Raw genomic sequence first — 25,187 nt, forward strand, 5'->3', positions numbered from 1 at the left:
GTACTACTATGTAGCATCGTTGCGTCGCACACTTGTACGCTTTGTTCGCTGTGCGGCTTTGTTTGTAGAGTAGTTATTACTTCAAAACGTCATTGCGAGGTACGAAGCAATCTAGGTTTCGCATTTAGGCTGCTTGGTGCCTCGCAGTGACGACCGAAATATAAATTAAGAACTTTGCTTTACGAAACTTGCAGTTTAGCTAGAAGTATTTAACCTTTATTTTTCTACTTCCCAGTTAAAATTTAAAGCACCGCATTTGGGGCACGTAATGTATTCTTTATCTAGTTTGTCAAATACACACCTGTTACAATGTCCATAAGTTTTGTTGATATGCGTTACAATGTATTTTGCATCGGCATGACTGATGCTATAATTATCAACCAGATATTTTACTGCTTGAATAGCCGATTGAACAGTTAACGTTGATATTATTTGCTTTTCTTTTTGACTAAAATAGGAAATCTCAATGCCTTCTTTCGGTAAACAGTTTTTACATTGAACTTTCATGGTTGTCTTTCTGAAATTGGTGAAAGATTTTTCCTCTATGAAACTCGTGATTTTGAAAAACGAGATAAATTCTAATCACCTTTCAAAAAATCATCGTACCAAACAATGATTTGCGGATTGTTTTTAGAAAAAATAATTTGATGTTTTTCACCTTTCCTATAGTTGTTTAAATACAATTCTTTCGCATAATGCTTAGAACCATAATTGTATCCAATCACTGTTATTTCAAATCCTTTTAAGCTTTTGCTAACGTTATTGATTATAGCATTCTCAATTATTCCAAAATGCGACAACTGATACTTTTCAAAAGCTTTTAGTGAAGCAAGTACACTAAATGTGAGTGTTATTAAGATTGCAAAGTACAGCACCATGTTTTTGGTAATTATCTGTTGCGCTTTTTTATTACCAATTTCTTTTACTACCTCTAAAAAATTACCTTTTCCAGCAAGAGCCAAGAAATCAAATTGGATGTTTGCAGGAACAAAGAATACCAATGTTAGAAGATAAGAAAGAAGTAAGGCGCTACTTCCTAGGGTTAAGAATGAAATAATTATTCTAAAGGTTGATTTATCAACTTTATCACTCCACCAAAACTGATAAGTATTAAAGATGCCCGTAACTAGTAGTGCAATTGCTATTAAGAATAAAAGGCTAAAGCGTGGTTTGAAATTTGGCATTTGTAAAAAATGATTCTATCTTTTTTAGATAGCGTTAGATTTTATGCAATGAAAATTAGCACCTTTCAATAACGAGGTGTTGTAATCATCTGCTGCAATATAAAATAATTTTCTCTATTGCTTTTGCCTTTTTTACATCAAAAACTCACTGTATGGTAATAAATGTTTGTTGTATGAGGGTGTGTTTTTGTTGTTTGCTAAAATGTGTTAGTTGTACGCTGCTTTGTGGCTGTTGTATGGTAAAATGGGTACTCTGTATGATGAAAAATGTTCACTGTATGGTAAAAAATGTTCACTGTATGATAAAATTGGTTCACTGTATGGACAATTGGGCGTACAATTTCAGTATTTGATGCCCTTTTTTAATCAAATTAAGTCAACTTGTCATAGTTTGATAAAGCCATTGTTATACCCTTCGCCTTCTTCGCTCTCTTGTATTAAATCTTCCCTTACACAAACTGAAAACTATCGCCGTCAAACAAACCTTTGTCGCTCAATTTTAAATGCGGAATAACGAGCAAGGCCATAAAACTGAGGGTCATAAAAGGGGCGGCAAGGGTGCTGCCTAATTGTTCTTTTACAAACGCATCGATGGCGGTGTAAGTAGCCGCCACTTGGTAGCCATCATTGGTACTCATTAAACCTGCCACAGGCAAGCCTAGCACGTGCTGCCCTTGCCTGCCTACCGCACTTACGCCACCTTTTTCCTGAATGACTAGGTTAATGGCTTGGGCAAGGCTCTCGTCATCTACACCTACGGCTACAATATTGTGGCTATCGTGCGCTACCGACGAGGCTATAGCGCCTTGCTTTAGGCCTACATTTTTAATAAAAGCTTTGGCTACGGGTGCATTGTGGTAGCGATTTACCACTACCATTTTTAAAATATCTGTGTTGGTATTGCTTACCAAAGCATTGTTTACTATAGTGGCTTCGCAATACAATTTATTGGTAATTAATTGCCCTTCTAAGGCTTCAATTACTGGTGTTTTACCATCGGCAATAGGGTAGTTGTGGGTGGTAATAGCTAATTGGTCGGCTGTAATAGTATCACAGTCAAACTGATTAATAGGCGTAACCGCAACAGATTGTATAAACGATTTACCATTTTGTGCTACTAACGCACCATTAATATAAGTATGGCTAATGTTGAAGTTTACAAGGTCATCAGCAATAATAAAATCGGCATCATCACCCATACGTAGCAAGCCAATATCTAGCTTATAATGCTGCACAGGATTTACACAAGCCGCTTGCAAAATATTAAAAATATCAATGCCTTTTGCCACAGCTCTTGCACATAGTTGGTTAATATGCCCAACCATCAAGCTATCAGGATGCTTATCATCGCTACAAAACAATATCTCATTTGGGTAATCGTGTAGCAAGTCAATTAACGCTTCAAAATTTTTGGCAGCACTACCTTCACGAATAATAATCTTCATACCATAGCCAAGCTTATCAAGGGCTTCTTCTTTGGTAAAACACTCGTGATCGGTAGAGATGATAGCCCCCCCGCCCCCCAAAGGGGGGATTTCAGAAGCAGGTTGAGTAGGTTCTGAAGTGTTTTTATTGCTGAATTGATTATTTGAATCACCTAAAATGATTGTTTCTGAAATCTCTTTATTGGCATTCATACTTGGGGCAACGTATTGTTCATAATACGCTTCCCAAGTCCCCCCTTTGGGGGGTGGGGGGGCTATGTATTTTCTAGCATCTTCACCACGAAGACCAGGCGCATGACCATCAACAGGCTTGCCCAAAGCTTTTGCTGAACCAATTTTTTTCATTACTTCTTCATCGTTAAACAGCACACCAGGAAAATTCATCATTTCGCTGAGGTACTTAATCTCATCTTTAAGCAACAGCGCATGCACATCAGCACTATCAAGTGCTGCACCTGCGGTTTCAAAAGTGGTGGCAGGTACGCAGCTAGGCGCACCAAAATTGAACTTAAAGTTTACCTGCTTGCCATTTTCTATCATAAATTCTACACCAGCCATACCGCATACATTGGCTATTTCGTGAGGGTCGCTTACGGTGCCCACGGTGCCATGCACCACAGCCAATTTTGCAAATTCACTAGGCACTAGCATACTGCTTTCTATATGCACATGGCTATCTATAAAACCAGGTAAAATATAGCCACTATTGAGTTGTGAGTTGTGAGTTGTGAGTTTGTTAATAGCAGTAATTTTACCATCTGCAACAACTATTTCTGCTGTATAAATTGACTTGGTATGAACATCTACCAAATTGCCTGTAACTGAAAATGATTGTGCCATAATGTGCTTGTAAAATATAATACAACAGCGACGAAAATAGTTCATTATGAACGATTATGGTAGTAATGCCGCTGCACTTATCTTCGTTGCCGTAGAAAAATAGCGACAATGATTGCAATTGACAATAAATTGATAAGTGACGAAGTGATTGAGGAGCAATTTGTGTGTGACCTTACCAAGTGTAAAGGTGGCTGCTGTGAGGATGGCGATGCTGGTGCGCCACTAGAAAACTGGGAAAGAAAAGAGGTAGACAAAGCCCTTGCAATAGTAAAACCTTACTTGACCAAGGAAGGCCTAAAAGCAGTAAATGAGCAAGGCAATTATACATACGATAGAGAATTTGGCTGGGTAACACCGACGGTGAATGGTGGCATTTGTGCCTATGGCTATAAAGGTAAAGATGGGGTAATTGTTTGCACCTTTGAACAAGCTTTTAACGAAGGTAAAATAGGCTGGAAAAAGCCATTAAGTTGCCATTTGTTCCCTATAAGAATTACCACTAGCAAGCAAGATCCAGATGTAGAATACGTCAACTATCAGCCACGAGAAGATTTGTGTGGTGGTGGTTGTAGCCTTGGTAAGCAATTAAAAGTACCAGCCTACGTGTTTTTAAAAGAAGCCATTATAAGAAAATATGGTGAAGAATTTTATGAAGCATTAGACGCTACGGCTGAACATTTAAAGAGAGGATAGATTAACATTACCACATAGACAGATAGGCACATAGAAAAGTTTCATAAACGTTTGGCTGTTACCATTTTTAAAAAGTTAATTTGAAAAATTGGTGTAATTAAATAAGTGCTAAAAACTTTGTGCCTCTGTGCCTATGTGGTGAAAAAAGAAAGCATGAAACCTGCCTATATTATTGATGCTGTACGAAGCCCCATTGGTAGATATGGTGGTAAATTAAGTACGGTTCGTCCAGATGATTTATTGGCATTAATGATACGTTCGCTAGTACAGCGCAATGGTACTATTGACGTACACCAAATAGAAGACGTGATAGTGGGTGCAGCCAACCAAGCAGGCGAGGATAATAGAAATGTAGGCAGACTAGCAGCTTTGCTTGCTGGCTTGCCCGTAACGGTTGCTGGTAATACAGTCAACAGGTTGTGTGGCAGCGGTATGCAAGCCATTATGGATGCAGCTAAGAGTATTATGTGTGGTGAAGGTATGTTGTACATAGCAGGTGGTGTAGAAATTATGAGCAGAGCACCTTTTATTACAGCAAGACAAATTAATAACGAACCTGCTGAAACGGTAGATAGTACCATTGGCTGGCGCTTTACGAACCCAAGATTGGCTACCATGTATCACCCTTATAGCATGGGCGAAACAGCTGAACAACTCGCCATTGAAAGACAAATTTCTAGAGCAGCACAAGATGTTTACGCTGCTAATTCTCATGCAAAATATTTTACAGCATTGGCCAATATCATTTGGGAAGATGAAATAATACCGGTGCCAATTATTCATAAAGGCGCAAACATATTATTTGATACGGATGAGCATCCAAGACTAACAAGTGTAGAAAAACTAGCAGGGCTAAAACCTGCTTTTGTAAGAAATGGTTGCATCACTGCTGGCAATGCTTCAGGTATTAATGATGGTGCATCAGCACTGCTACTCGCTAGCGAAGAAGCGGTAAAGCTATTTAACCTACAGCCAATGGCTAGAGTGGTAAGTACAGCTGTTGGAGGCGTGCATCCAGAAATGATGGGTTTAGGCCCTGTACCAGCTACACAAAAAGCATTGCAACGTGCTAGTTTAAAAATAAATGATATTGATTTGGTAGAATTGAATGAAGCCTTTGCTGTACAAAGCATTGCTTGTATTGATGATTTAGCACTAGATGCCAACTTGGTAAATGTCAATGGTGGTGCCATTGCTTTGGGTAACCCTTTGGGCAGTGGTGGCGCCAGAATTACTACTACTTTATTACACGAAATGAAGCGCCGTAAAAGCAAATATGGCCTAGCTGCTATGTGCATAGGTGTTGGCCAGGGTTCTGCATTAATTGTAGAAGCACTCTAATTGTTATTTACTCGCCAAATAGCTGTTTCATCGGTAATTTTTTCTTGTTCACCTGTTATTGTTGATAAGGGCAAAGGTTTTTGGTTCAAATCGCATCTGATTTAGCATAACACATTCAACAATAAAATAGTAACACATGAAGAAGCAAATGTTAGTTGCAGTAGCCATGCTTTTAATAGCAGGCTTTGCACAAGCCCAAGCAGACCAAAACGGTCGTCCACCAAAACCACCAACACCAGAGGAACGCTTAAAGCACGTAAGCGAAGAATTAAACAAACAAATGGAACTTACGGCTATGCAAAAAGAAAAAATACTAGCTGCATACAAAGTCTTCTTTGCTGATATGGAAAAGAACAAAAGCAAAGACGCGATGCAACCACCACTACCACCACCACCTGTAAGCAAAGAAATTGCTGACAAGTTAAGTGCAGAAAGAGATGCAAAAGTGAAGGCGGTACTTACAGCAGCGCAATATCAGAAATATGTAGAGATAGAAAAAAAAATGCGCCCTAAACATCCTGGTAAGCCCGGTGATGATAAAGGACCAAATCAACCACCAATGGAAGATTAAATAAAGCTTTTGGATTTGGATAGGTTTTTAGGCTTAGAATCTGCTGTAAAAGGCGGATTCTTTTTGTTGTAAATAAATATTGCTTGCACTTTGCACCATTATAAAAACGTACTTGCTATGCAGTTATATCGAAACATTGCTTGCTCATGTCTTTTGTTGATTGCTGTTGCTTGTGGCAATCATCAAAACGCTAATACAATTACTAGGCATTTACCATTTTACAACGATGCTAGTTTTACTCCCGTATGGATAGATACAGCATCGGCTAATTATCGAAATATTCATACCATACCAGATTTTAGTTTTATCAATCAAAATGGGCAAATAATTACCAATCATACATTTGATGGTAAAATTTATGTGGCAGATTTCTTTTTTACAAGTTGCCCAGGCATTTGTAAAAAGCTAACTAGTAATCTTAGTTTGGTACAAAAAGCATTTGCCAATGATGGACAAATTTTATTGCTGTCGCATAGTGTAACGCCTGATAATGATAGTGTGCCAAAGCTGAAACAATATGCCAAACAATTTGATGTGATAGATGGTAAATGGCACTTGGTTACAGGTGAGCGCAAAGCCATTTATGACATAGCAAGGCAAGCCTATTTTGCAGACGAAGACTTGGGCGAAAAGAAAAATGAAAACGATTTTTTACATACTGAAAATGTATTGTTGATAGACAAACACAAATGCATCAGAGGTGTGTACAAAGGCACATTAGAAGTAGATATGCAGCACTTAATAGAAGATATAAATACGCTAAAGCAAGAGCCATGAGATGGATACTTTTTTTAATGCTAATTAGTGTAATTGCTTGTAAGCAACCTGCTGAAAAGCCTGTTATACCTAAAGCTCAACCTATTGTAATACCAAATGATACTATAAAAGCCGCAGCAGAAACTATGCTGCAAGTCGACAATGGCTATTTGAAATTTAAGTTTAAATTATTTTCTGGATATGTATTAATGAATTATGAAAATGGAGGCCTGAAGTCAATAATATCATATTACCAAGGCAAGCAAGAAGGGTGGGCTTATGAATACTTTGAAAATGGTAAACCATTAAGCAAACGGTATTATCATCTTGGTGAGAAAGATAGTGTACATATTGGCTGGTGGGATAATGGTAATACTCGCTTTGTGTATCACTTTAAAAATGGTGTGTACAATGGTAGTTTTGAAGAATATTACAATAGCGGCAAGCCTTTAAAAAAGATAAGCTACTACAATGGTAATGATAGCTTTGGTACAGGTTGGCGTGAGAATGGTAAAATATTTATGAACTACATTATGAAAGATGGTAGACGCTACGGTGTAATGAATGCACAGCCTTGTTACAGTTTAAAAAACGAACGTGGCGAATATGTAAAGTAGTTTTCACAACATAGGCACAATAGACACATAGTTAGTTTTGGCAAAAATAATTTTTAAATAAAAGGGTGTACAGAAAGCTTTAATACTTTTTGAACACCCTTTTTTTGTGTGCCTATATGTCTATGTTGTTAATTATAAGCTTCTTGCAATACCCATTTCAAGGCCACGTAATTCTGCTAAACCACGCAATCTGCCAATAGCAGAATAGCCAGGATTGGTTTTCTTTTTCAAATCATCTAGCATTTGATTGCCATGGTCTGGGCGCATTGGTATCGATACATTTCTGGCTTTCATTACACCAATAATTTCTTTTACCACCGCATACATATCTACATCACCTTCTAGGTGGTTGTCTTCATAAAAGTCGCCAAATTCATTGCGTTTGGTGCTGCGCAAATGGATGAAGTTAATTCTATCACCAAACTGTTTTACCATAGCTGGCAAATCATTATCTGGTCTTACACCAAAAGAGCCTGTACAGAAGCACAAACCATTATTTAAAGAAGGGACAGCTTCTGCTAAAGCCGCAAAGTCAGCCGCAGTACTTACTACTCTTGGTAAGCCCAAAATGCTATACGGTGGGTCATCAGGGTGAATCACCATTTTTACATTTGCCTCATCTGCTACAGGTACAATTTGTTGTAAAAAGTAAATCAAGTTAGCACGTAGTTTATTTGCATCAATGTCTTGATAGGCATCTAATGCTTGCTGAAATTGTTCTAGTGTAAAGCTTTCTTCGCTGCCCGGTAAACCAGCAATAATATTACGTTGTAGCAATAATTTTTCTTCATCGCTCATGGTATTAAACTTGGCTTCTGCTCTGTTCAATTCTTCTACAGTATAATCTTTTTCAGCTCCTTTTCTTTTTAAAATAAACACATCAAAAGCTACAAAAGCAGCTTTTTCAAAACGAAGGGCTTTACTACCATCTTCCACAATGTAGGCAAGGTCTGTTCTTGTCCAATCTAGCACAGGCATAAAGTTGTATGTAATAATGTGTACACCACAAGCACTTAAATTTCTAATAGATTGCTGATAGTTAGTGATATAGGTTTCAAAATTGGTAGCTTGTGTTTTAATCGCTTCATGGACCGGCACACTTTCTACAACATCCCAAGTTAAGCCAGCGGCTTCAACCTCTGTTTTGCGTTTTGTAATTTCTTCAATAGTCCATACCTCACCATTTTTAATGTGGTGCAAGGCAGTCACTACACCTGTGCAGCCTGCTTGACGAATATCTGACAAACTAACTGGGTCATTGGTGCCATACCAACGCATGGTTTGTATCATTTGATGATTGCTCATATTCTAGCTTTTGAAATTATGGCAAATAGAATTGTTTTAATAGAAACACACAAATTTTATTAGTTAAACGTTTTCGTAAACATTAATAAGAACGGCTATAGTTATTTGGTTGACAGCATTTAGTTATTGCATTATAACATCTTGGCATGGTTATTAGCATATGATTACTAAAATATACACCATGAGAAGTTTATTGTATTTAATAGCAGTTATTTTAGTAATAGGTTGGGTATTTGGTTTTTTTGTTTACAACACTGGTGGTATCATACACATATTATTGGTCATTGCAGTTATTGCAGTATTACTCAATATTATTAGGCGGGCGTAATTACTACTCAATTATTGTCGGTACTAATTTTTTGGTAAATAAACTTTGTAATATGAACACTGAAATTGCAACAAATACTAAAGCCACAGTTGCCTCAGTTGCTAGCATAAATTTACTGCCGTATTTATCGTGTACCCAGCCGTCTAAATAGGTGATATATACAACAGGTATATTGGCAAGGGAAGAAATCATGGCATATTTAGTGGCTGCTAATTTTGTACCAGTTGCATATAATGCAAGCGCTGAAAAAGCGGCATTAATCAAGCCATAGCATAAAGCATAGCATAATACACCGGCTATATAAACTTCTGACTTATATGGTAATAATGCCATAGCTAAAGTGACGATGGCAAATAATCCACCCGAGCCCAAGTAAGCCCACCATACCCCTTTTTTATCGGCTATCCAGCCTCCAACTACACAGCCTAATGCACTAATAACACCACTTAAAGCACCTGTTATTAAAGCAATTGTATTAGCATCAACATGCCATTCATTAGCTATCGCAGCCCACAAATATGATGCAGATGCAGTGCCTATTGGCATACAGATTAATATCATTACAAACAGTAAAATAGGTACTTTCACCATCTTTAATAGTTCGTTACCCATTATTTTTAATTCTTGTTTGAATGTACTAATGGTATTACTTACTACATCGTTAATTAAAAAAATGACTAGCGCCGAAAGCAGTGATACAATGCATAAAAATAAACCAGCAACATGGATGTTGTAGCTTGTTGCTAGCCATAAACCTGCACCACCGCCAAAACCCACACCGCCAAGATTACCCGCTTGGTACCAACCGCCTACCATTCCTTTATTATTCGCATGAATTCTTATTGCCATCAATCCACCAAGCGGCAGCACTACAAAAGTGGCTGCAACTTGCGAAAGAAAGACGATTGCAGTAATGAGTGCAGTATGCTTTAAATCGTAGGGTAGAAATGCAAGTAAAAATAAAGTTGCTACACAGGCAGCCACACCTATCCAATACCATTTGCGTAAGCATAAGGTAATATCTGCAATGGGTCCCCATATAAATCTACAAACATTTGAAAAAATGCCAATGGCTGCAATGGTGCCTATGATTTCAACTGAAAACCCATTTTTGGTGAGGAAATATGGTAAAACAACATTTGCAAATCCAATACTGATACCATAAGGTAAAACTAAAAAGAAGAAATAATACGGCCTAGTGTATGATTGTTGGTTCATTGATAGCGGTTAAAGCACTAATTTAGCAATAATCATTCACTTACCAATGTTTTAAGTATTAACCCATAGCTACTAATGCAGGTTGTACAATTTCGCCTGGTATTGAAAGCGTTTTTAAAATAGCTTCGGCTTCTAACAATTGTTCACGCATATCCAAAATGTATTTGGCACTTTCTTTCTTAAAGTATTGCGTTAAATCTTGGTAGTAGCCAATACCTTTTAATAGGTTTTCTCTAAATGTTCTTAGCTGTCTTGTTTTGGCCGTGGTAATATTTGCGCAGCTTTTTTCTATTTCTTTTTTAAAATAAGATACATACAAATTCAGCTCATTGACGAACATATTTGGGCGATAAACACCGTTTAAAATATCAATTCTTCCATAAATAAAATCTACCATTTGCTTTAATGAAAAAATACCTGAAAAGTACGCCAAATTAGGTCCGGGGCAAATGAGTACAGCTTTACTCACTTTACGCAATGGCGCTATATCGTGGCATAATAAAGCCGATGTACCTAAGCCTTCACAGAGGCAATCTTTCTCTACCACTTGGCCTACTTCTTTTGCTATAGTTTCGTCTATTACATTACAAATAGATGCAGTGCTTAGTATTTGATTAATCTTTGTATTTTGGTATTTTCTCGAAGCGGTACAAATAGGCTGTTCAGAAAATTCGGTATTGGCGATTAAGTATTTTTTTGTGCATGGGCTACCAGGCCTACCTTCTGCAATACGTTGTACACGTTGTATTTCCGAAGAGGCTTTTTTAAAGCTATTAAAAGGTACACCCAATGGTGAAATATTACTTAAATAATAATCTTCTGGTTGAGCAGTAGCAAGGTTTTGCAGCGTTTCGCTATCTACACTAGTAGCTTCTGGTACTAGCAAAAATGGACTGCCCCAACCTGTGCTATTAGCTTGATAATGTTCTAGTAAAAATTGGTCCTCATTAGTTGTGCCAATACCACCTTGTACGGTAATACGCAGTGCTGGTGCAGTTGTAAACAATGGTTGCGCTTTAGCTGCTAACGCTTGATTGCACATGCCAAAAAGCTCAGCTTCTAATGCAGCTTTATTTTGCTTAAATTCTTCTAAAATAGGACCAAGTAGTAATCCATCTGTTGCAAAAGCATGTCCACCACAGTTTAAGCCCGATTCAATCCTAAATTCAGATACCCAAATGCCTTTTTTTGCTAGTATTTTACCTTGGGTTAAGGCAGAGCGATAATCGCTTACCTTTAAAATTACCTTCTTTTTTGCTACACCATTTTCATCAGGAAAAAAGTCGTTGAATTTTTCTACATAAGCATATAATCTAGGATTGTAGCCTGCCGAAAACACAATTGACGATTCTAAATTACTATTGGCGAAGCCACGTAAACCCGCTAATGCATCTGAATATTCAGCTGGTAGTAATTCGCCTTTGCTGTCGTAATTATTTTTATCTACCTTACTCATTAAGTTTACATCTAGTGCACCGGGTATTATAGCGGCTCTTAGTTGTTCTTGCAGGGTTTGCTTGTCTATACTATTATTGGTAGAAAGCATTTGCAAGTAGCTTTGTTTTATGGGCAAATGATTGGGCAATAGTTCAAAATACTTTGTGATTTCTGTACCTGATTCAAATGGTAAAGCCTTTAATGTAGCTACTTGTGCATCTACAATTTGCTTCACCATATTTAAATATGCCGTTACACGTTTGGCTCTATAATCATCTTCTATAGCGCTAATTGGCGTGTAAGGCAACCGGTATTGCTTACTATAAAATGCTCGCATTTGTTCTGCTAGCTCATCTTCTACAATAGACATCACAGATGAGATACCGAAACGGGCTACTTTTATTGGTGTATCAATGGTAAATCCTAAGCCCATTACTGGGATGTGAAATGTGTGCAATGTTGGTGAAATCATGTAAACTTGTTTTGACTTTAATAAACAATAGGATTGGATTTTAAAACGATCATTGCAAAAGTCTATTAAAGCAAACATTGAGAAAATGATATCAATCATGTTTTGCTGAAGTCGAGAAAATAAAAAAACTAGTTGCTTACTTTTTACTTTCAGTCTGTTTTTTTACACTGTACTAATAGTTTGTTTATTTTTATTTCACCAAAACAAATATTCTCTAAAACAAATGCTGGCTATTTTTCAAAAACATAAATTAACGCTCTTATACGGTTGTGCCTTAGCTATTTCGCTGTTGGTATTAAAATGGCTAGAAGCGAAATACATTATTTACAACCAGTCTTTTGAAATCTATGCAGGCATTATTGCATTGCTATTTACCGCTTTGGGCATTTGGATTGCCATCAAATTAATACAACCTAAAACGATTGTTGTAGAAAAGGAAGTGTTTAAAAATGATGTTACAGATGTTGTAATCAATAGTTTCGAAATAGAAAAACTTGGTCTAAGTAAACGAGAAATAGAAGTGCTAAATATGCTAGCTACTGGTTTAAGTAATCAAGAAATAGGCAATCATTTGTATATTTCTTTGGCTACTGTAAAAACACATGTCTCTAAATTATACGATAAACTAGACGTAAAACGACTAACGCAGGCCATTGAAAAAGCTAAAAGGCTTGGTATAATATCGTAAACCACTACAACTTTAGTATGAATTATGGCTTTTGTACTAGAATCAGTCTAAAGTTGCTGGTAGTTAATAACAAATACCACAGTTTTACAGCATCAAAATATATAAAACCAAATTAACCTAAACACATGAAAAAGATTATTGTCGTTTATGGCTTAATTGCCGGTCTTATTGTTAGTACTGTAATGGTAGTTAGCACAGGAATGTACTGCAACAATCCCAATGCAAATATGACTCAAGGCATGATTTATGGTTTTACAGCCATGATTGTTGCTTTTTCAATGGCATTTGTAGGCATTTGGAATTTTAGAAATAAGCAAAATGCTGGAGTGATTAGTTTTGGTAAAGCGTTCCAAATAGGTATATTAATTGTGCTGGTTGCTTCAACTATTTATGTGTTGACATGGGAAATAGATTATCATCTTTTCTTTCCAGACTTTGGCGATAAATATGCTGTAAAAATGATTGAAGCGGCTAAAGCTAAAGGCGTAACTGCAATAGAACTTGCCAAAACAACTACCGAAATGAATAACTTTAAAGTGCAGTATAAAAATCCATTGTACAGAATCTTTATGACTTATGTGGAGATATTGCCGCTTGGTATTGTTATTACTTTAATAAGTGCGCTTATTTTAAAGAAGAAAAAGGCATAAAAAAATCGAGGCTTAAACATAGTTTAAGCCTCGATTTTAAGTTAAAGCTCTTAATTATTTGCCAAATAAGCCAAAGCCTTTTAAGGTATCCATGATGCCACCACCACTTTCTTGACCAGCTGTAAACTTACTAATTAAGCTTTGAACGTCTAAGCTGCCACCACCTACATGGCTTAATATGCCTTGTAAATCGAAGCTACTATCGTTAGGGTCGTTGGTTTTATTTACAAATTTTTGCAATACATTAGGTATCAAATTACCTGCAATATTGGTAGCAGTGCTTGGGTCTACGCCAAACTTATTCATTAAATCGCCCACAAACCCTCCTTGAATATTTTGTAAAATGCTGCTATTAGCAACATTACCACCGCTAAATAGGCTTGTTATGTCGCCAATATTACCATTGCTCACTGCATTTTTTAAGCCATCAACAATAGATGAAGTTGCAGAAGAAATGACTTCATCATTTTGCTCGTTTGGTATGGCAGGGTTGTTAATAATGGCATCGCCTGCGTGTTGTTTAACTAAGTCTAATAAATTGTCTAACATGTTGTTTAGGATTTAATTATTTACAAATTGAGAGTATTTTTTGTGATATAGCAAGTGTCAAATGTTATCAATTATTTACTATTCGCATAAATGGTTTTCCACATTTCATTGGCAACTAATAAGTTACCTGCGTTTGTAAGGTGAACGCCATCAACTGTTAAAATACCTTTATCTAAATTTTGTGGATTATTAGTTTTTAAATAATCAGTAAATGCTGCGCGTAAATCGCATATCGGTAATGATAAGCTTTCTGCAATAGTTCTTACCAGTTTACTATAAAAATTTAAGTCGCCATCTTGCAAATTTGTCGTGTCATTTCGTTCCCCAATAACCGTTGGTGTACACAATATTACCTTAATGTTTTGTGCTTGTAGTTTCTTGATAATGGCTCTATAAAACTGTTCATATTTTTTAGGTTCAGTACCTGTACCAGAAGTAGTCTTGTGCCACACATCGTTAATACCTATATATATAACCACTACATCAGGTTTTTTAGCCAAAACATCTTCTTCTATTCGTAGGTATAAATCGTACACTCTATTGCCGCCTACACCGGCACCAATTAATTCGTAATAATCGCCTAAGCCTTGTAGTTTAATAAGGCTATCCATTTTAGGTATATAGCCGTTTTTTGCGGCGCCTTGTTGCGTAATAGAGTCGCCAAAAAATACCACTCTTGTTTTCTTTTGCTGCGCGATAAAAGACATACAGGTAATAGCAATGATAGTGATAGCAATTGTTAGATGTTTCATGTTATGGTTATTTTTCAATTAAAAATTAAATATTCTCAATATTCTGAAAAAATTAATCTATTAGTTTGAACCTTTAGTAAGGCGAAATTTAGTTGGTCTTTATTATATAAAAACTGATCTTTATCCAAAATAGACTGATAAACAAGTTTTCCAGTGGCGCTTTATTTGCTCTGAACAATTATTAAATGCATAATTATGTAAAGCTATATAATAAAGTAGCGCTGCTTAATCATTATATGATGGTTTATCGAGTTATTTAGTGAGGGATCAAATTTCGAAAAATGTTAGCGTGTATTTGTTTTCATGGTGTTTGCAATAACATATCGTTAGAAAATTGTTTTAAATAATCCTGTTACAAAGTAAAGCAATGCATCTATTTGTACGTGTAATTTTTGCAAATAAAAAAGCCGTTGTTACAAGCGTAACAACGGCTTTATACAAATTTTATGATTGTAGTTATACTTCTACCATTTTCATTTTTGGCACTAGTATATGCATAATTAACCAACCCAATAAATAAGCACCACCACATATAAAAAACATAATGTAATAAGCTGTTTGTATTTGGTTAATGCTTTCATAATACACAAACATTCTTTTTTGTACTAAAGCAGATAATAATATACCGCCCAAACCACCAGCCATGCCGCCTAAGCCTGTAACAGAACCAATGGTACGTTTAGGAAACATATCTGATACTGTGGTGAAAATATTAGCGCTCCAAGCTTGGTGTGCCGCTGCTGCCAAACCTATTACAATTATGGCAAACCACATATTCATGTTGCCTAGTATTTGTGCAAATACAATAGGTAATACACAAAATGCATATATCAGCATTGATGTTTTACGAGCCTTAAAAGATACCATACCTTTATTGATGAGGCGTAGTGGTAACCAACCACCGCCAATGCTTCCAATGCTTGACATAATATACACAATAGCCACAGGTAAACTTACTTGTGTACCTTTTAAACCATATTGCTTTCCTAAAAAATCTGGTAACCAGAAAAGGTAAAACCACCAAATAGGATCAGTTAAAAATTTACCTATCACAAAGGCCCAAGTTTGCTTAAAACTCAATAGCTTACCCCAAGAAATAGGTACTTTATTTTCAACTAAGTTTTGATCTTCTATATCACTATTAATGTAATCAAGTTCTGCTTGCTTTACACGTTTGTGTTTAGCGGGTATATCATAAACAATAAACCACAGTATTAACCAAATAAAACCAATAGAACCAGTAATTAAAAAAGCTGCTTGCCAGCCAAAACTTTCAGCTATTAAAGGCACAGTTAGCGGCGCTACAATAGCACCAATATTAGCGCCAGAATTAAAAATACCCGTTGCAAATGCTCTTTCTTTTTTAGGAAACCACTCTGCCGTTGTTTTAATAGCCGCAGGAAAATTACCAGCTTCTGTTACACCTAAAAAAGCACGTGCAATACCAAAGCCTAATGTGCTTTTAACAATAGCATGACCTACAGCAGCAAGACTCCATAAAAAAGTAGCCAAACCGTAGCCCAACTTCGTACCTAGTCTATCTACCACACGACCTGCGCCAATTAAACCAAGCGCATATGAAAATTTAAAAGCTATTTCTATATCTGCATAATCACCAGCATTCCAGTGAAACTGCTCGGTTAAATAAGGTTTCAGCAATGAAATAACGGCTCTATCTAGGTAGTTGATAGTAGTGGCAAAAAATACTAATGAACAAATCGTCCACCGATATTTACCTATTGATTCGTTTACTTCTGTCATATAGCAACTTTAAATTGATAATTTGAAATTTATGATTGGAAGAGCAAATGATTTGTGTTTTGTACAATAGTTACTGCTAACCAATGACTACTGACGTCTCACTTCTTACACCCCACCAAAAATTGAGAATCCACCATCTACACAAATCATCGCACCCGTTACAAATTTGCTAGCATCGCTTAATAGCCATACTATAGCACCTTGTAATTCATCAGGATTGCCAAAGCGTTTAAATGGTGTTTGTTTTATTACCGCTTCACCACGTTCTGTGTAGCCGCCTTCTTTCTTGGTTAATAAATAACGGTTTTGCTCAGTTAAGAAAAAGCCTGGTGCTAAAGCGTTCATTCTAATTTTATCACCATATCTATTGGCCATTTCTACTGCAAACCATTGGTTGTAACAATCTACCGCCGCTTTACCCATATTGTAACCTAGTACTTTGGTAATCGCTCTTTTCGAGTTCATAGATGAAATATTTACAATGCTACCATTGCCTGTTTTTGCGATGGCGTCACCAAATACCTGTGTAGGTATAATAGTGCCCCAAAGGTTAATATCAGTCGTTCTACGCATACCTTCTATGCTCATGCTAAACACATCTTCTGTTGGTTGCAATACACCATCGGGCATATTACCACCTGCTGCATTTACAAGGCCATCTATTTTGCCAAATGCATCAAGCATTTGTTGCTTACATACACGCAACTGTGCCTCGTCTAGTACATCGGCTACCAAAGCCAATGCCTTACCACCAGCAGCGTTGATAGCAGCAGCACGTTCTTCTGCCACTTCTTTTTTTCTACCCAAAATACCCACTGTACCACCTGCTTCTACAATAGCATCTATAAATGCACCACCTAATATACCTGTACCACCTGTTACAACTATTACTTTGCCTTTTAGGCTAAAAGACTCTAAAATATTCATGAATTTAAAATTTGAAATCAGAATTTAAAATTATTATCCGCACTACTACTTCAACGTTGCTATTGGTGTAGCATCCATGTCGGTAAATTCTTTGTTTTCGCCTGCCATAGCCCATATAAAGCTGTAGTTACCTGTACCACAACCAAAATGTACACCCCAACTAGCCGATACAATTGCGTCGTTGTTAGCCACAATTAAATGTCTTGTTTCTTGTGGTTCGCCCATCATATGAAATACACGTTGGTCTTCTTTTACGTCAAAGTAAAAATATACTTCACTGCGTCTGTCATGTGTATGTGGTGGTACGCTGTTCCATACACTACCGCTTTTTATCATGGTAATACCCATTACCAGTTGGCAACTTTGTATACCATCGTTATGTATGTATTTACACAAACTCCTTTCGTTGCAGGTTTCTTTAGCGCCTAGTTCTAGCACTGTACTTTCTGCTATGGTCGTTAAAGTGGTAGGGTAGGTTTGGTGTGCCGGTGTAGATAGTAAGAAGAAAATAGCAGGCTCGCTTGCATTATCGCTTGCAAATGTTACTTCTTTAACGCCTTTACCTATGTATAAGCAATCGTACTTGCTTAGGTTGTAGCTTGTGCCATCAGCTATTACAGTACCTTTCCCGCTACCAGTGTTAATAATGCCTATTTCTCTTCTTTCTAAAAAATAGTCACTTTTTAGGTTTATGTAAGTTGGTAAACTCAATGCGCTACTAGTAGGTTTTGCTATACCAGCTACCATACGGTCGTAGTGCATATAGATAAGCTCAATGGCTCCATCCTTTTCTAAGCCACTTAATAAAAATTGTTCCCTTAGTTGTTGAGTTGTATAATGTTTGGCGTCGTTATAATGTACGCTGTGCAAGGTTTTTAGCGAAGTAGCACTCATTAGAAGGAATTTAAATTAATATAATTTGCACATGCTTGAGCCGCGTTAGTATCAAGCAATTGGGGCGTAAGTTGATTAAAATAAATGGTAGTGAATAACTTTTTTGCGGAAACGTTTTCGGTTTATAAATTGTCTAAATTTAATCACAATTCGGTTTTTTAAAACCAAAGTTTGAAAATATGTAGAAGCAATATCGTTACTTTGAAGGCATAGATTTAACGATTATGGCGAAGATTGATATTAAAGGACTTGCTAGAGAATTAAATATTTCTGCTTCAACGGTATCTCGTGCTTTAAGAGACAGCCATGAGATAAGTAAAGCAACTATTGATAAAGTAAAAGCACTAGCCGAAAAGCTCAATTACCAACCACACCCATATGCAGGTAGCTTGCGTAAAAACAAAACAAAAACCATTGGTATTGTTGTACCTGAGGTATCTAATAACTTTTTCGCTAAAGTGTTTAGTGGTATAGAAGTAGTCGCGCAAGAAAATAATTACCATGCGTTGATTTACCTTACCCACGATGATTACGATAAAGAGAAATCGATATTACATCACTTACAAAGTGGTAGGGTAGACGGTGTCATCATGAGCATCGCTTCTAATACCAAAGATCATTCGCATATAGAAGAATTGATACAAGCAGGTATTCAGGTGATATTTTTTGATAGAATTGGCGAATCGTTTTCAACCACAAAAATTACCACAGACGATTACAACAGTGCGTATAAAGCTACGGTTCACTTAATAGAACAGGGCTGCAAAAAACCACTGCACATTACACGCTTTCTGCATCAAACCAATACCAAGTATCGTAAAAAAGGTTTCATACAAGCTTGTAAAGATTACCATTTACCAATAGAAGACAATTGGGTAATAGAACTAAACGATGATGCGGTGGTAGAACCAACTTTGACCAATATTTTAAAAAATGAATATAGACCAGATGGTATTTTCTCATCGGTAGAAACATTATCGTTATATCCTTATAAAGTGTGTAAAGAGTTAGGTATTACGATGCCAGACCAGCTAAAATTTGTAAGTTTTAGCAACATGGATGCTGCTTCGTTTTTAGTGCCTGCATTAACCACCGTTACGCAACCTGCTTTTGAGATAGGCAAAGCTGCTGCTATGGTGTTGTTTCAACAATTAGAAAAAAAGAAACGAGGCATGCAACCTTTAGATAATGTATTTCCTTCTACGTTAATCGTGCGTGAGTCATCTATTAAAAATAAATAGTCTTTCATTTGCTACCAAGTCGCAGATGTTAGAATGTCTTGTACAATTGCTTCGGGAGTTTTTGTAATAGCCACAGTTATGGCATCTGTTGGTGGCTCTAATGCATCAAATTGACTTTGTAATAGGCTGGTATGCATAAAATGTCCTTTGCGCTGTTGTAGGCGTTGCAATACTTCTTCATAACTACCCTGTAAATATACAAATACTACTGCATTACCTAAGCCATTATTAAGTACATCTCGGTACTGTTGTTTTAATGCCGAGCAAGCCAGTACACAACCTTTCAATTGTAATTGCGCCTGCAATAATTGGTGTAGCTGCAATAGCCAGCCTTGCCTATCAGCATCTGTTAAAGGCACACCTGCCGCCATCTTATCAATATTAGCTTGTGGATGAAAATCATCTCCATCAAAAAAGGGAAGGCTTGTAGCTGCCGCCAGCATTTGCCCAATGGTAGTTTTACCCACACCACTTACACCCAATACCACAAAAGCTATTTTTTTTTCTGTATGCATATTGTTTGCTACTATCTTTAAAGTCTAACGACTAATTATTTATGTTATTAATATTATTAGCAAGTTTACTATTGTTGATATTGTGTATTGCTGTGCTAAAAGTAAACCCATTTATCGCATTTCTCATCGTATCTATTATTACAGGCTTATTATTAGGAATAAAGCCTAGTGATTTGGCAGCTACGTTACAAAAGGGCATCGGCGATATGCTAGGGTCTATCATCATTATTATTTGTATTGGCGCGATGGTGGGTAAATTAGTAGCCGAAAGTGGTGCAGCGCAAGTAATAGCGAATACTATGGTGCGCTTGTTTGGTAAGCGCTACTTATTATGGGGGCTAGTATGTACAGGTTTTATTATAGGCATTCCTTTGTTTTACAATGTAGGTTTTGTGCTAGCTATTCCCATCATTTTTGCATTGGTGTACCAGTACAAGCTACCAGCCGTGTATGTAGGTCTACCCATGATGGCAGCTTTATCGGTAGCACACGGCTTTCTGCCACCGCATCCATCGCCTGCTGCTTTGGTTACAATCTTTCACGCAAGCATGGGGCAAACCTTACTCTACGGTATTGCCATTGCTATACCTACCATCATTATCGCAGGACCATTATTTGCACAAACTTTAAAAAAAATTCAACCTATTAGCAATAGTCAAACCTTTACCCCAAACGAATTACCTAGCCGCTTACCAAGTGTAGCTAACAGTTTTATCTCGGCATTATTGCCTGTAGGTTTACTTGCCATTACTAGTATTGTTGGCTTGCTAGTGCCACCAACAGCCCCCATTGCAAGTTATGCGAAGCTGATAAGCGAACCGCCAATGGTGATGTTGATAACACTAATAGTGGTTAGTATTACGTTGGGCAAAAGTCAAGGGCATAGCATGGGGCATTTACTGCATTTATTTGAGACGGGGGTAAAAGATATTGCTATGATTGTATTAATTATTGGCGGTTCAGGCGCACTAAAGCAAGTGCTAATAGATAGTGGTGCTAGCCAGCAAATAGCCCAAATATTTACCACTTGGCAAGTACACCCCTTGGTATTAGGTTGGTGTATTGCAGCCACCATCAGGGTTAGCTTAGGGTCAGCTACCGTAGCCGGGTTAACTACTGCGGGTATTTTAGCGCCATTAATGGCTAGCTTTCACGTATCGCCAGCCTTAATGGTATTAGCTATCGGGTCGGGTAGTTTGTTCTTCTCTCATGTTAATGACCCAGGCTTTTGGATGTTTAAAGAATATTTTCACCTTTCCCTTAAAGACACTTTTAGATCTTGGTCATTAATGGAAACCATCGTTTCGGTGGTAGGGCTGATAGGGGTGATGGTAATACAGGCTTGTATTTATAGATAGAGCGGTAGCTATATAAAAAACGGCTGCCCAATAGGGCAGCCGCCATAGTACATGGAATAATTAGAAACGGACCCCAATACTTAGGGCAATCACTTGATTTTTGTAGGTAGGTGTGGTACTGCTACCATCACCATTATTTTGTTGAAAATCTAAGTTGTAACGTGCTGCAAATACGAGATTACTTGTAACTGCTTCTAAACCCACTACACCACCAAGAATATTCTTTTTAAGATTGTTATTATCGTTTTGCACTTGTTGTTGATAAGAAGTATTACCACTTGTAAAATTGGTTTTGGTAGACGTTAAAAACGAATGTTGCGGTCCCACAACAATTGCAAAAGATTTACTTGGCGAAAACTTGGCTAATAATGGCACTTCCACATAGTTGGTAGTTACGTTATAGTCATAAGCACCAAAAAGTGCCGAACTACCTGAGGTTTTATACCCTTTTTGTGCAAACTGTAATTCGGGCTGAATGCTAAAACCATTTACAATAGGCAATTCTACAAAAGCCCCAGCATTGAAGCCAGGTTTCAGTTGTGTAGAAAAGTTATTGTCGTTAGTTTTAATAATGTTTGCAAGGTTAACACCTGCTCTTAAACCAAAATGAAAGCCATTGGTTGTGTTAGATCTACTAGCTTCTTGCGCATACAAACCCACTACTGTGATAAACAGCATCGCTGCTGTTGTGATTGTCTTTTTCATGATATACATTTTTTAGTACTACTACTTAAAGTATAGAATACCGTGCCAAAGAAGATAGGGAAAGAAAATATGCAATATTAAAAATAAAATATTTGTAATATATTTTAGTTGTTTTAAGCCTAACTATTCATCGCATACACAATAATATTAACGCCAAACTTAGTATTGTCTTCAGATAGAAAGCGCTTGTTTTTAAAATCATAATCCCACTCGCAACCATAGTCTTTATTGCTGTACAGCACACCAATGCGGCCTTTTACTTCTATGGCTTTAAGATAATCGTGTATTAAATCATCACCCCAACCATTTAGCTCAAAAGCAGTATTGGGTGGGCCTTTTTCAAACTTAAAAAAAGAACTGTACACCGCGTGTGTTTTAGGTATTTTCTTTAAGCCATCTGCCCCAAACAAAACAGCCATTTGCTGTTCAAAAGATTTTGCGAAGAGGCCATCAATATCGTGATTACAATCATCTACAAATACAAAACCCCCATTCAATACATAGCGCTTAAAGTGTTCAGCTTCTAAGGCATCAAACTGTACCAATTTATGCCCACTCATATAACAAAAAGGATAGTTGAATAGCTCACTGCTACTGAGTTCTACTACTTTTTCTTGTGGGTTTACCGGTATAGTAGTGTATTCAATTAAAGAGTTTAATATATTAATAGGCATGCGCTGATCGGTATCCCAATCACCTGACCGATATTTTAAACGAACGAATGTAAATTTTTGCTTACTCATATTATTGAAAGTGCTACATAGCCACCTTGGCGATGATGCCATTGGTATGAAACTGTGGTCAAAATAACCCACACTTATCAATTATCCTTACCGATAGTGGATTTTATGTTCAATTTTATTGGTTTCTTACTATTTTACCAACCTAAGCAAGTAACAAAGCAACACATCGTGTTTGTTTTACTATTTTTTAAAGAAGATAACCCATACCAAACGCATGAGTTTAGCGCAACAAGAACATGAGATAACTACATTGCTACAAAAACTACCCTTACTAAAGCAAGAAATTCAAAAAATTATTGTAGGGCAAGATGAAGTGTTAGAAGAAATTATTATAGCGATGTTGGCTGGTGGACATTGCTTACTAGAAGGTGTGCCTGGCCTTGCAAAAACCTTGATGGTAAGAACACTTAGTCAAGCTATGGATTTGAGCTTTAAGCGTATCCAATTTACACCCGACTTAATGCCTACTGATATTGTAGGTACCGAGATATTGGAAGAAGATCATATTACAGGTAAACGCTTTTTTAAATTTAATAAGGGGCCATTATTTGCTAACATAGTATTAGCTGATGAAATAAACAGAACACCTCCTAAAACACAATCTGCCTTGCTTGAAGCCATGCAGGAATTTGAAGTGACTTATGGTGGGCAAACGTATCCGTTAGACCGACCATTTTTTATATTAGCTACACAAAACCCTATTGAACAATCGGGTACATATCCTTTACCAGAAGCGCAGCTAGATAGATTTTTATTATACATACGCATCGGTTATCCATCTCAAGCCGAAGAAACAGCAATACTCGCTAGTACTACTAGTAGTAAAAAAACAACCATTAACCCTATTATTGGTGGCGATGCCATTAGGCAATTGCAGGTATTGGTACGTGAGGTAAGTATTAGTGAGGAATTAATTAATTATGTTAGCAACCTGATACGTGCTACAAGGCCCGATACCACTACAGTAGTTTATGTAAAAGAATGGGTACGCTGGGGTGCTGGTCCAAGGGCGGGGCAAGCTTTGATATTAACTGCCAAAGCAAGGGCTTTGTTTAAAGGTCGTTATGCTGTAACGGTAGAAGATATACAAACAATGGCAAGGCCAGTACTAAGGCACCGCTTACTAATGAACTTTAAAGCTGAAGCTGAAAACATTACTACAGACGATGTAACCAAAGTATTGTTGAAAGAAGTAGCGAGGGCAATTTGATAAGGTGATGATGTGATAATTGGATATTGCAATTGACAGCTAATATTACATCACGTTGTTATCGAATTATCTCATTATCGAATTATTATATTACCACATGTCTCAATTATTAAATCCTCAAATTATTGTATCCATCAAAAATCTGCAATTAGCAGCTAAGACTACTATTGACAGTTTTATGATGGGCATTAGTAAGAGTAATGTAAAGGGGCAGGGGCTAGAATTTAGCCAATATAGAATATACGAGCCCGGTGATGACCTGCGCTGGCTAGACTGGAAAATGTATGCCAGAAGTGACCGCTATTATATTAGAGAATCGGAAGTAGATACCAGTATTTCTGTACGGTTTGTAATAGATGCTACCAACTCTATGAACCATACAGATAGTGGCTTTAGGAAAATAGATTATGCCAAATATATGACTGCTTGTTTGGGCTATTTAGCTAGTACACAAGGCGATGCCATTGGTTTGTATGTGTTTAAAGAAGATGGCGTATTTGCCTTGCCTAGTAAAAAAGATACACAGCACTTAAAGCGTTTTTACTACCAACTAGAAACCATAGAACCGCAAGGTAAATTTACAGATCCTATACACTACAAGCAACTTATAGCAGCCAATAAAACAAGAGAATTGCTAGTTGTGGTAACAGATTTTTATGAAGAAGCTGGTGAAATGATGCAATTGCTCAATAGCTTAGCTACTTATAAAAACGAGATATTGGTACTGCATTTAATGGGCGATAATGAATTAACATTAAACTACGAAGGCTATGCTTACCTAGAAGATTTAGAAACAGGGCAGCAAATAAGTATTGGTAGTAGTATATCGAAAAAAGAATATACTGATAAGTTGCAGCAGCATTTAAACAATATTAAAGAACAACTATTAAGTAAAGGTATTGCCTATACCTTAATAAATACGAAACTGCCTGTGGATAAGGCTTTGAAAGATTTTTTAAACCAACGAAGTAAACTGATATAACGCTA

Annotated in this window: 26 protein-coding genes; 12 read left to right on the forward strand and 14 right to left on the reverse strand. The window is 36.9% G+C overall.

Features of this window, described 5'->3' with window-relative positions; translation table 11 throughout:
* Window positions 1-216: 216 nt before the first annotated feature.
* From ACFOW1_RS06515 to ACFOW1_RS06525, 3 genes are all read right to left on the reverse strand, one after another.
* Window positions 217-507 carry a hypothetical protein gene (locus ACFOW1_RS06515; RefSeq protein ID WP_379013043.1) on the reverse strand — a complete coding sequence of 97 codons (291 nt, stop codon included), beginning with the start codon at window positions 505-507 and terminating at the stop codon, window positions 217-219.
* A gap of 71 nt (window positions 508-578) precedes the next feature.
* Window positions 579-1,184: a hypothetical protein gene (locus ACFOW1_RS06520; RefSeq protein ID WP_379013044.1), complete on the reverse strand. Its 606-nt coding sequence runs from the start codon at window positions 1,182-1,184 to the stop codon at window positions 579-581.
* Window positions 1,185-1,633: 449 nt separating this feature from the next.
* The gene (locus ACFOW1_RS06525) at window positions 1,634-3,469 is read right to left on the reverse strand and encodes an adenine deaminase (protein ID WP_379013046.1); all 1,836 of its coding nucleotides are present in this window, start codon (window positions 3,467-3,469) and stop codon (window positions 1,634-1,636) included.
* A gap of 108 nt (window positions 3,470-3,577) precedes the next feature.
* Here ACFOW1_RS06525 and ACFOW1_RS06530 point away from each other — a divergent pair, with 108 nt between their 5' ends.
* The 5 genes from ACFOW1_RS06530 (at window position 3,578) to ACFOW1_RS06550 (ending at window position 7,447) form a co-directional block, all read left to right on the forward strand.
* Window positions 3,578-4,162, forward strand: a complete 585-nt coding sequence (locus ACFOW1_RS06530; protein ID WP_379013047.1) for a DUF3109 family protein — start codon at window positions 3,578-3,580, stop codon at window positions 4,160-4,162.
* A gap of 153 nt (window positions 4,163-4,315) precedes the next feature.
* Window positions 4,316-5,503 (forward strand): thiolase family protein, encoded by a 1,188-nt coding sequence (locus tag ACFOW1_RS06535; RefSeq protein WP_379013048.1) that lies wholly within the window; start codon window positions 4,316-4,318, stop codon window positions 5,501-5,503.
* A gap of 136 nt (window positions 5,504-5,639) precedes the next feature.
* Window positions 5,640-6,074, forward strand: coding sequence for a hypothetical protein (locus ACFOW1_RS06540; protein WP_379013049.1), 435 nt, complete (start codon window positions 5,640-5,642; stop codon window positions 6,072-6,074).
* A 117-nt stretch (window positions 6,075-6,191) separates the two neighbouring features.
* Window positions 6,192-6,851, forward strand: coding sequence for an SCO family protein (locus ACFOW1_RS06545; RefSeq protein WP_379013051.1), 660 nt, complete (start codon window positions 6,192-6,194; stop codon window positions 6,849-6,851).
* Window positions 6,848-7,447: a toxin-antitoxin system YwqK family antitoxin gene (locus ACFOW1_RS06550; RefSeq protein WP_379013052.1), complete on the forward strand. Its 600-nt coding sequence runs from the start codon at window positions 6,848-6,850 to the stop codon at window positions 7,445-7,447. The genes ACFOW1_RS06545 and ACFOW1_RS06550 overlap by 4 nt, the downstream gene beginning before the upstream one ends.
* Window positions 7,448-7,579: 132 nt before the next feature.
* On the opposite strand, the gene uxuA is transcribed toward ACFOW1_RS06550, so the two are convergent.
* The gene (gene uxuA, locus ACFOW1_RS06555; protein ID WP_379013053.1) at window positions 7,580-8,752 is read right to left on the reverse strand and encodes a mannonate dehydratase; all 1,173 of its coding nucleotides are present in this window, start codon (window positions 8,750-8,752) and stop codon (window positions 7,580-7,582) included.
* A gap of 181 nt (window positions 8,753-8,933) precedes the next feature.
* Between uxuA and ACFOW1_RS06560 the strand changes: the two genes are divergently transcribed.
* Entirely contained in the window at window positions 8,934-9,080 is a 147-nt protein-coding gene (locus ACFOW1_RS06560; RefSeq protein WP_379013055.1) for a lmo0937 family membrane protein, read from the forward strand.
* Window positions 9,081-9,083: 3 nt separating this feature from the next.
* Here ACFOW1_RS06560 and ACFOW1_RS06565 read toward each other — a convergent pair whose 3' ends face one another.
* Both ACFOW1_RS06565 and ACFOW1_RS06570 read right to left on the reverse strand, forming a co-directional pair.
* On the reverse strand, window positions 9,084-10,298 hold the full coding sequence (locus ACFOW1_RS06565) for an MFS transporter (RefSeq protein ID WP_379013056.1): 1,215 nt from the start codon (window positions 10,296-10,298) through the stop codon (window positions 9,084-9,086).
* 58 nt (window positions 10,299-10,356) lie between these two features.
* Window positions 10,357-12,207 (reverse strand): hypothetical protein, encoded by a 1,851-nt coding sequence (locus ACFOW1_RS06570; protein ID WP_379013058.1) that lies wholly within the window; start codon window positions 12,205-12,207, stop codon window positions 10,357-10,359.
* Between the two features lie 223 nt (window positions 12,208-12,430).
* Between ACFOW1_RS06570 and ACFOW1_RS06575 the strand changes: the two genes are divergently transcribed.
* On the forward strand, window positions 12,431-12,895 hold the full coding sequence (locus ACFOW1_RS06575) for a response regulator transcription factor (protein ID WP_379013059.1): 465 nt from the start codon (window positions 12,431-12,433) through the stop codon (window positions 12,893-12,895).
* Between the two features lie 125 nt (window positions 12,896-13,020).
* Window positions 13,021-13,545 (forward strand): DUF4199 domain-containing protein, encoded by a 525-nt coding sequence (locus ACFOW1_RS06580; RefSeq protein ID WP_379013060.1) that lies wholly within the window; start codon window positions 13,021-13,023, stop codon window positions 13,543-13,545.
* A 54-nt stretch (window positions 13,546-13,599) separates the two neighbouring features.
* Here ACFOW1_RS06580 and ACFOW1_RS06585 read toward each other — a convergent pair whose 3' ends face one another.
* The 5 genes from ACFOW1_RS06585 to kduI form a co-directional block, all read right to left on the reverse strand.
* A complete protein-coding gene (locus tag ACFOW1_RS06585) occupies window positions 13,600-14,094 on the reverse strand; it encodes a DUF937 domain-containing protein (protein ID WP_379013062.1) in 495 nt (164 codons plus the stop codon).
* Window positions 14,095-14,165: 71 nt separating this feature from the next.
* Window positions 14,166-14,846, reverse strand: a complete 681-nt coding sequence (locus tag ACFOW1_RS06590; RefSeq protein WP_379013063.1) for an SGNH/GDSL hydrolase family protein — start codon at window positions 14,844-14,846, stop codon at window positions 14,166-14,168.
* A 456-nt stretch (window positions 14,847-15,302) separates the two neighbouring features.
* Window positions 15,303-16,607, reverse strand: a complete 1,305-nt coding sequence (locus ACFOW1_RS06595) for an MFS transporter (protein ID WP_379013064.1) — start codon at window positions 16,605-16,607, stop codon at window positions 15,303-15,305.
* A 105-nt stretch (window positions 16,608-16,712) separates the two neighbouring features.
* A complete protein-coding gene (locus tag ACFOW1_RS06600; protein WP_379013065.1) occupies window positions 16,713-17,534 on the reverse strand; it encodes an SDR family oxidoreductase in 822 nt (273 codons plus the stop codon).
* A 45-nt stretch (window positions 17,535-17,579) separates the two neighbouring features.
* Window positions 17,580-18,428, reverse strand: coding sequence for a 5-dehydro-4-deoxy-D-glucuronate isomerase (gene kduI / locus ACFOW1_RS06605; RefSeq protein ID WP_379013067.1), 849 nt, complete (start codon window positions 18,426-18,428; stop codon window positions 17,580-17,582).
* 224 nt (window positions 18,429-18,652) lie between these two features.
* Between kduI and ACFOW1_RS06610 the strand changes: the two genes are divergently transcribed.
* Window positions 18,653-19,669 (forward strand): LacI family DNA-binding transcriptional regulator, encoded by a 1,017-nt coding sequence (locus tag ACFOW1_RS06610; RefSeq protein ID WP_379013069.1) that lies wholly within the window; start codon window positions 18,653-18,655, stop codon window positions 19,667-19,669.
* Between the two features lie 11 nt (window positions 19,670-19,680).
* On the opposite strand, the gene ACFOW1_RS06615 is transcribed toward ACFOW1_RS06610, so the two are convergent.
* Window positions 19,681-20,184 carry a gluconokinase gene (locus ACFOW1_RS06615; RefSeq protein WP_379013070.1) on the reverse strand — a complete coding sequence of 168 codons (504 nt, stop codon included), beginning with the start codon at window positions 20,182-20,184 and terminating at the stop codon, window positions 19,681-19,683.
* Window positions 20,185-20,225: 41 nt separating this feature from the next.
* On the opposite strand from ACFOW1_RS06615, the gene ACFOW1_RS06620 reads away from it, so the two are divergent.
* Window positions 20,226-21,542 carry a gluconate:H+ symporter gene (locus ACFOW1_RS06620; protein ID WP_379013071.1) on the forward strand — a complete coding sequence of 439 codons (1,317 nt, stop codon included), beginning with the start codon at window positions 20,226-20,228 and terminating at the stop codon, window positions 21,540-21,542.
* Window positions 21,543-21,602: 60 nt separating this feature from the next.
* Here ACFOW1_RS06620 and ACFOW1_RS06625 read toward each other — a convergent pair whose 3' ends face one another.
* Together ACFOW1_RS06625 and ACFOW1_RS06630 are read right to left on the reverse strand one after the other, a co-directional pair.
* The gene (locus ACFOW1_RS06625) at window positions 21,603-22,247 is read right to left on the reverse strand and encodes a porin family protein (RefSeq protein ID WP_379013072.1); all 645 of its coding nucleotides are present in this window, start codon (window positions 22,245-22,247) and stop codon (window positions 21,603-21,605) included.
* A gap of 119 nt (window positions 22,248-22,366) precedes the next feature.
* Entirely contained in the window at window positions 22,367-22,990 is a 624-nt protein-coding gene (locus ACFOW1_RS06630) for a DUF4159 domain-containing protein (protein ID WP_379013074.1), read from the reverse strand.
* Between the two features lie 214 nt (window positions 22,991-23,204).
* Here ACFOW1_RS06630 and ACFOW1_RS06635 point away from each other — a divergent pair, with 214 nt between their 5' ends.
* A complete protein-coding gene (locus tag ACFOW1_RS06635; protein ID WP_379013075.1) occupies window positions 23,205-24,200 on the forward strand; it encodes an AAA family ATPase in 996 nt (331 codons plus the stop codon).
* A gap of 97 nt (window positions 24,201-24,297) precedes the next feature.
* Window positions 24,298-25,182, forward strand: a complete 885-nt coding sequence (locus ACFOW1_RS06640) for a DUF58 domain-containing protein (protein WP_379013077.1) — start codon at window positions 24,298-24,300, stop codon at window positions 25,180-25,182.
* The last annotated feature ends 5 nt before the right edge of the window (window positions 25,183-25,187 follow it).

The organism is Parasediminibacterium paludis (genome assembly GCF_042651445.1).
In the GTDB taxonomy this organism is placed as follows: domain Bacteria; phylum Bacteroidota; class Bacteroidia; order Chitinophagales; family Chitinophagaceae; genus Parasediminibacterium; species Parasediminibacterium paludis.

Excerpts from the sequence above, each read along its gene's own strand:
- ACFOW1_RS06515 (WP_379013043.1), bottom strand. The coding sequence starts at position 507 with ATGAAAGTTCAATGTAAAAACTGTTTACCGAAAGAAGGCATTGAGATT.
- ACFOW1_RS06520 (WP_379013044.1), bottom strand. The coding sequence starts at position 1,184 with ATGCCAAATTTCAAACCACGCTTTAGCCTTTTATTCTTAATAGCAATT.
- ACFOW1_RS06525 (WP_379013046.1), bottom strand. The coding sequence starts at position 3,469 with ATGGCACAATCATTTTCAGTTACAGGCAATTTGGTAGATGTTCATACC.
- ACFOW1_RS06530 (WP_379013047.1), top strand. The coding sequence starts at position 3,578 with ATGATTGCAATTGACAATAAATTGATAAGTGACGAAGTGATTGAGGAG.
- ACFOW1_RS06535 (WP_379013048.1), top strand. The coding sequence starts at position 4,316 with ATGAAACCTGCCTATATTATTGATGCTGTACGAAGCCCCATTGGTAGA.
- ACFOW1_RS06540 (WP_379013049.1), top strand. The coding sequence starts at position 5,640 with ATGAAGAAGCAAATGTTAGTTGCAGTAGCCATGCTTTTAATAGCAGGC.
- ACFOW1_RS06545 (WP_379013051.1), top strand. The coding sequence starts at position 6,192 with ATGCAGTTATATCGAAACATTGCTTGCTCATGTCTTTTGTTGATTGCT.
- ACFOW1_RS06550 (WP_379013052.1), top strand. The coding sequence starts at position 6,848 with ATGAGATGGATACTTTTTTTAATGCTAATTAGTGTAATTGCTTGTAAG.
- uxuA (WP_379013053.1), bottom strand. The coding sequence starts at position 8,752 with ATGAGCAATCATCAAATGATACAAACCATGCGTTGGTATGGCACCAAT.
- ACFOW1_RS06560 (WP_379013055.1), top strand. The coding sequence starts at position 8,934 with ATGAGAAGTTTATTGTATTTAATAGCAGTTATTTTAGTAATAGGTTGG.
- ACFOW1_RS06565 (WP_379013056.1), bottom strand. The coding sequence starts at position 10,298 with ATGAACCAACAATCATACACTAGGCCGTATTATTTCTTCTTTTTAGTT.
- ACFOW1_RS06570 (WP_379013058.1), bottom strand. The coding sequence starts at position 12,207 with ATGATTTCACCAACATTGCACACATTTCACATCCCAGTAATGGGCTTA.
- ACFOW1_RS06575 (WP_379013059.1), top strand. The coding sequence starts at position 12,431 with ATGCTGGCTATTTTTCAAAAACATAAATTAACGCTCTTATACGGTTGT.
- ACFOW1_RS06580 (WP_379013060.1), top strand. The coding sequence starts at position 13,021 with ATGAAAAAGATTATTGTCGTTTATGGCTTAATTGCCGGTCTTATTGTT.
- ACFOW1_RS06585 (WP_379013062.1), bottom strand. The coding sequence starts at position 14,094 with ATGTTAGACAATTTATTAGACTTAGTTAAACAACACGCAGGCGATGCC.
- ACFOW1_RS06590 (WP_379013063.1), bottom strand. The coding sequence starts at position 14,846 with ATGAAACATCTAACAATTGCTATCACTATCATTGCTATTACCTGTATG.
- ACFOW1_RS06595 (WP_379013064.1), bottom strand. The coding sequence starts at position 16,607 with ATGACAGAAGTAAACGAATCAATAGGTAAATATCGGTGGACGATTTGT.
- ACFOW1_RS06600 (WP_379013065.1), bottom strand. The coding sequence starts at position 17,534 with ATGAATATTTTAGAGTCTTTTAGCCTAAAAGGCAAAGTAATAGTTGTA.
- kduI (WP_379013067.1), bottom strand. The coding sequence starts at position 18,428 with ATGAGTGCTACTTCGCTAAAAACCTTGCACAGCGTACATTATAACGAC.
- ACFOW1_RS06610 (WP_379013069.1), top strand. The coding sequence starts at position 18,653 with ATGGCGAAGATTGATATTAAAGGACTTGCTAGAGAATTAAATATTTCT.
- ACFOW1_RS06615 (WP_379013070.1), bottom strand. The coding sequence starts at position 20,184 with ATGCATACAGAAAAAAAAATAGCTTTTGTGGTATTGGGTGTAAGTGGT.
- ACFOW1_RS06620 (WP_379013071.1), top strand. The coding sequence starts at position 20,226 with ATGTTATTAATATTATTAGCAAGTTTACTATTGTTGATATTGTGTATT.
- ACFOW1_RS06625 (WP_379013072.1), bottom strand. The coding sequence starts at position 22,247 with ATGAAAAAGACAATCACAACAGCAGCGATGCTGTTTATCACAGTAGTG.
- ACFOW1_RS06630 (WP_379013074.1), bottom strand. The coding sequence starts at position 22,990 with ATGAGTAAGCAAAAATTTACATTCGTTCGTTTAAAATATCGGTCAGGT.
- ACFOW1_RS06635 (WP_379013075.1), top strand. The coding sequence starts at position 23,205 with ATGAGTTTAGCGCAACAAGAACATGAGATAACTACATTGCTACAAAAA.
- ACFOW1_RS06640 (WP_379013077.1), top strand. The coding sequence starts at position 24,298 with ATGTCTCAATTATTAAATCCTCAAATTATTGTATCCATCAAAAATCTG.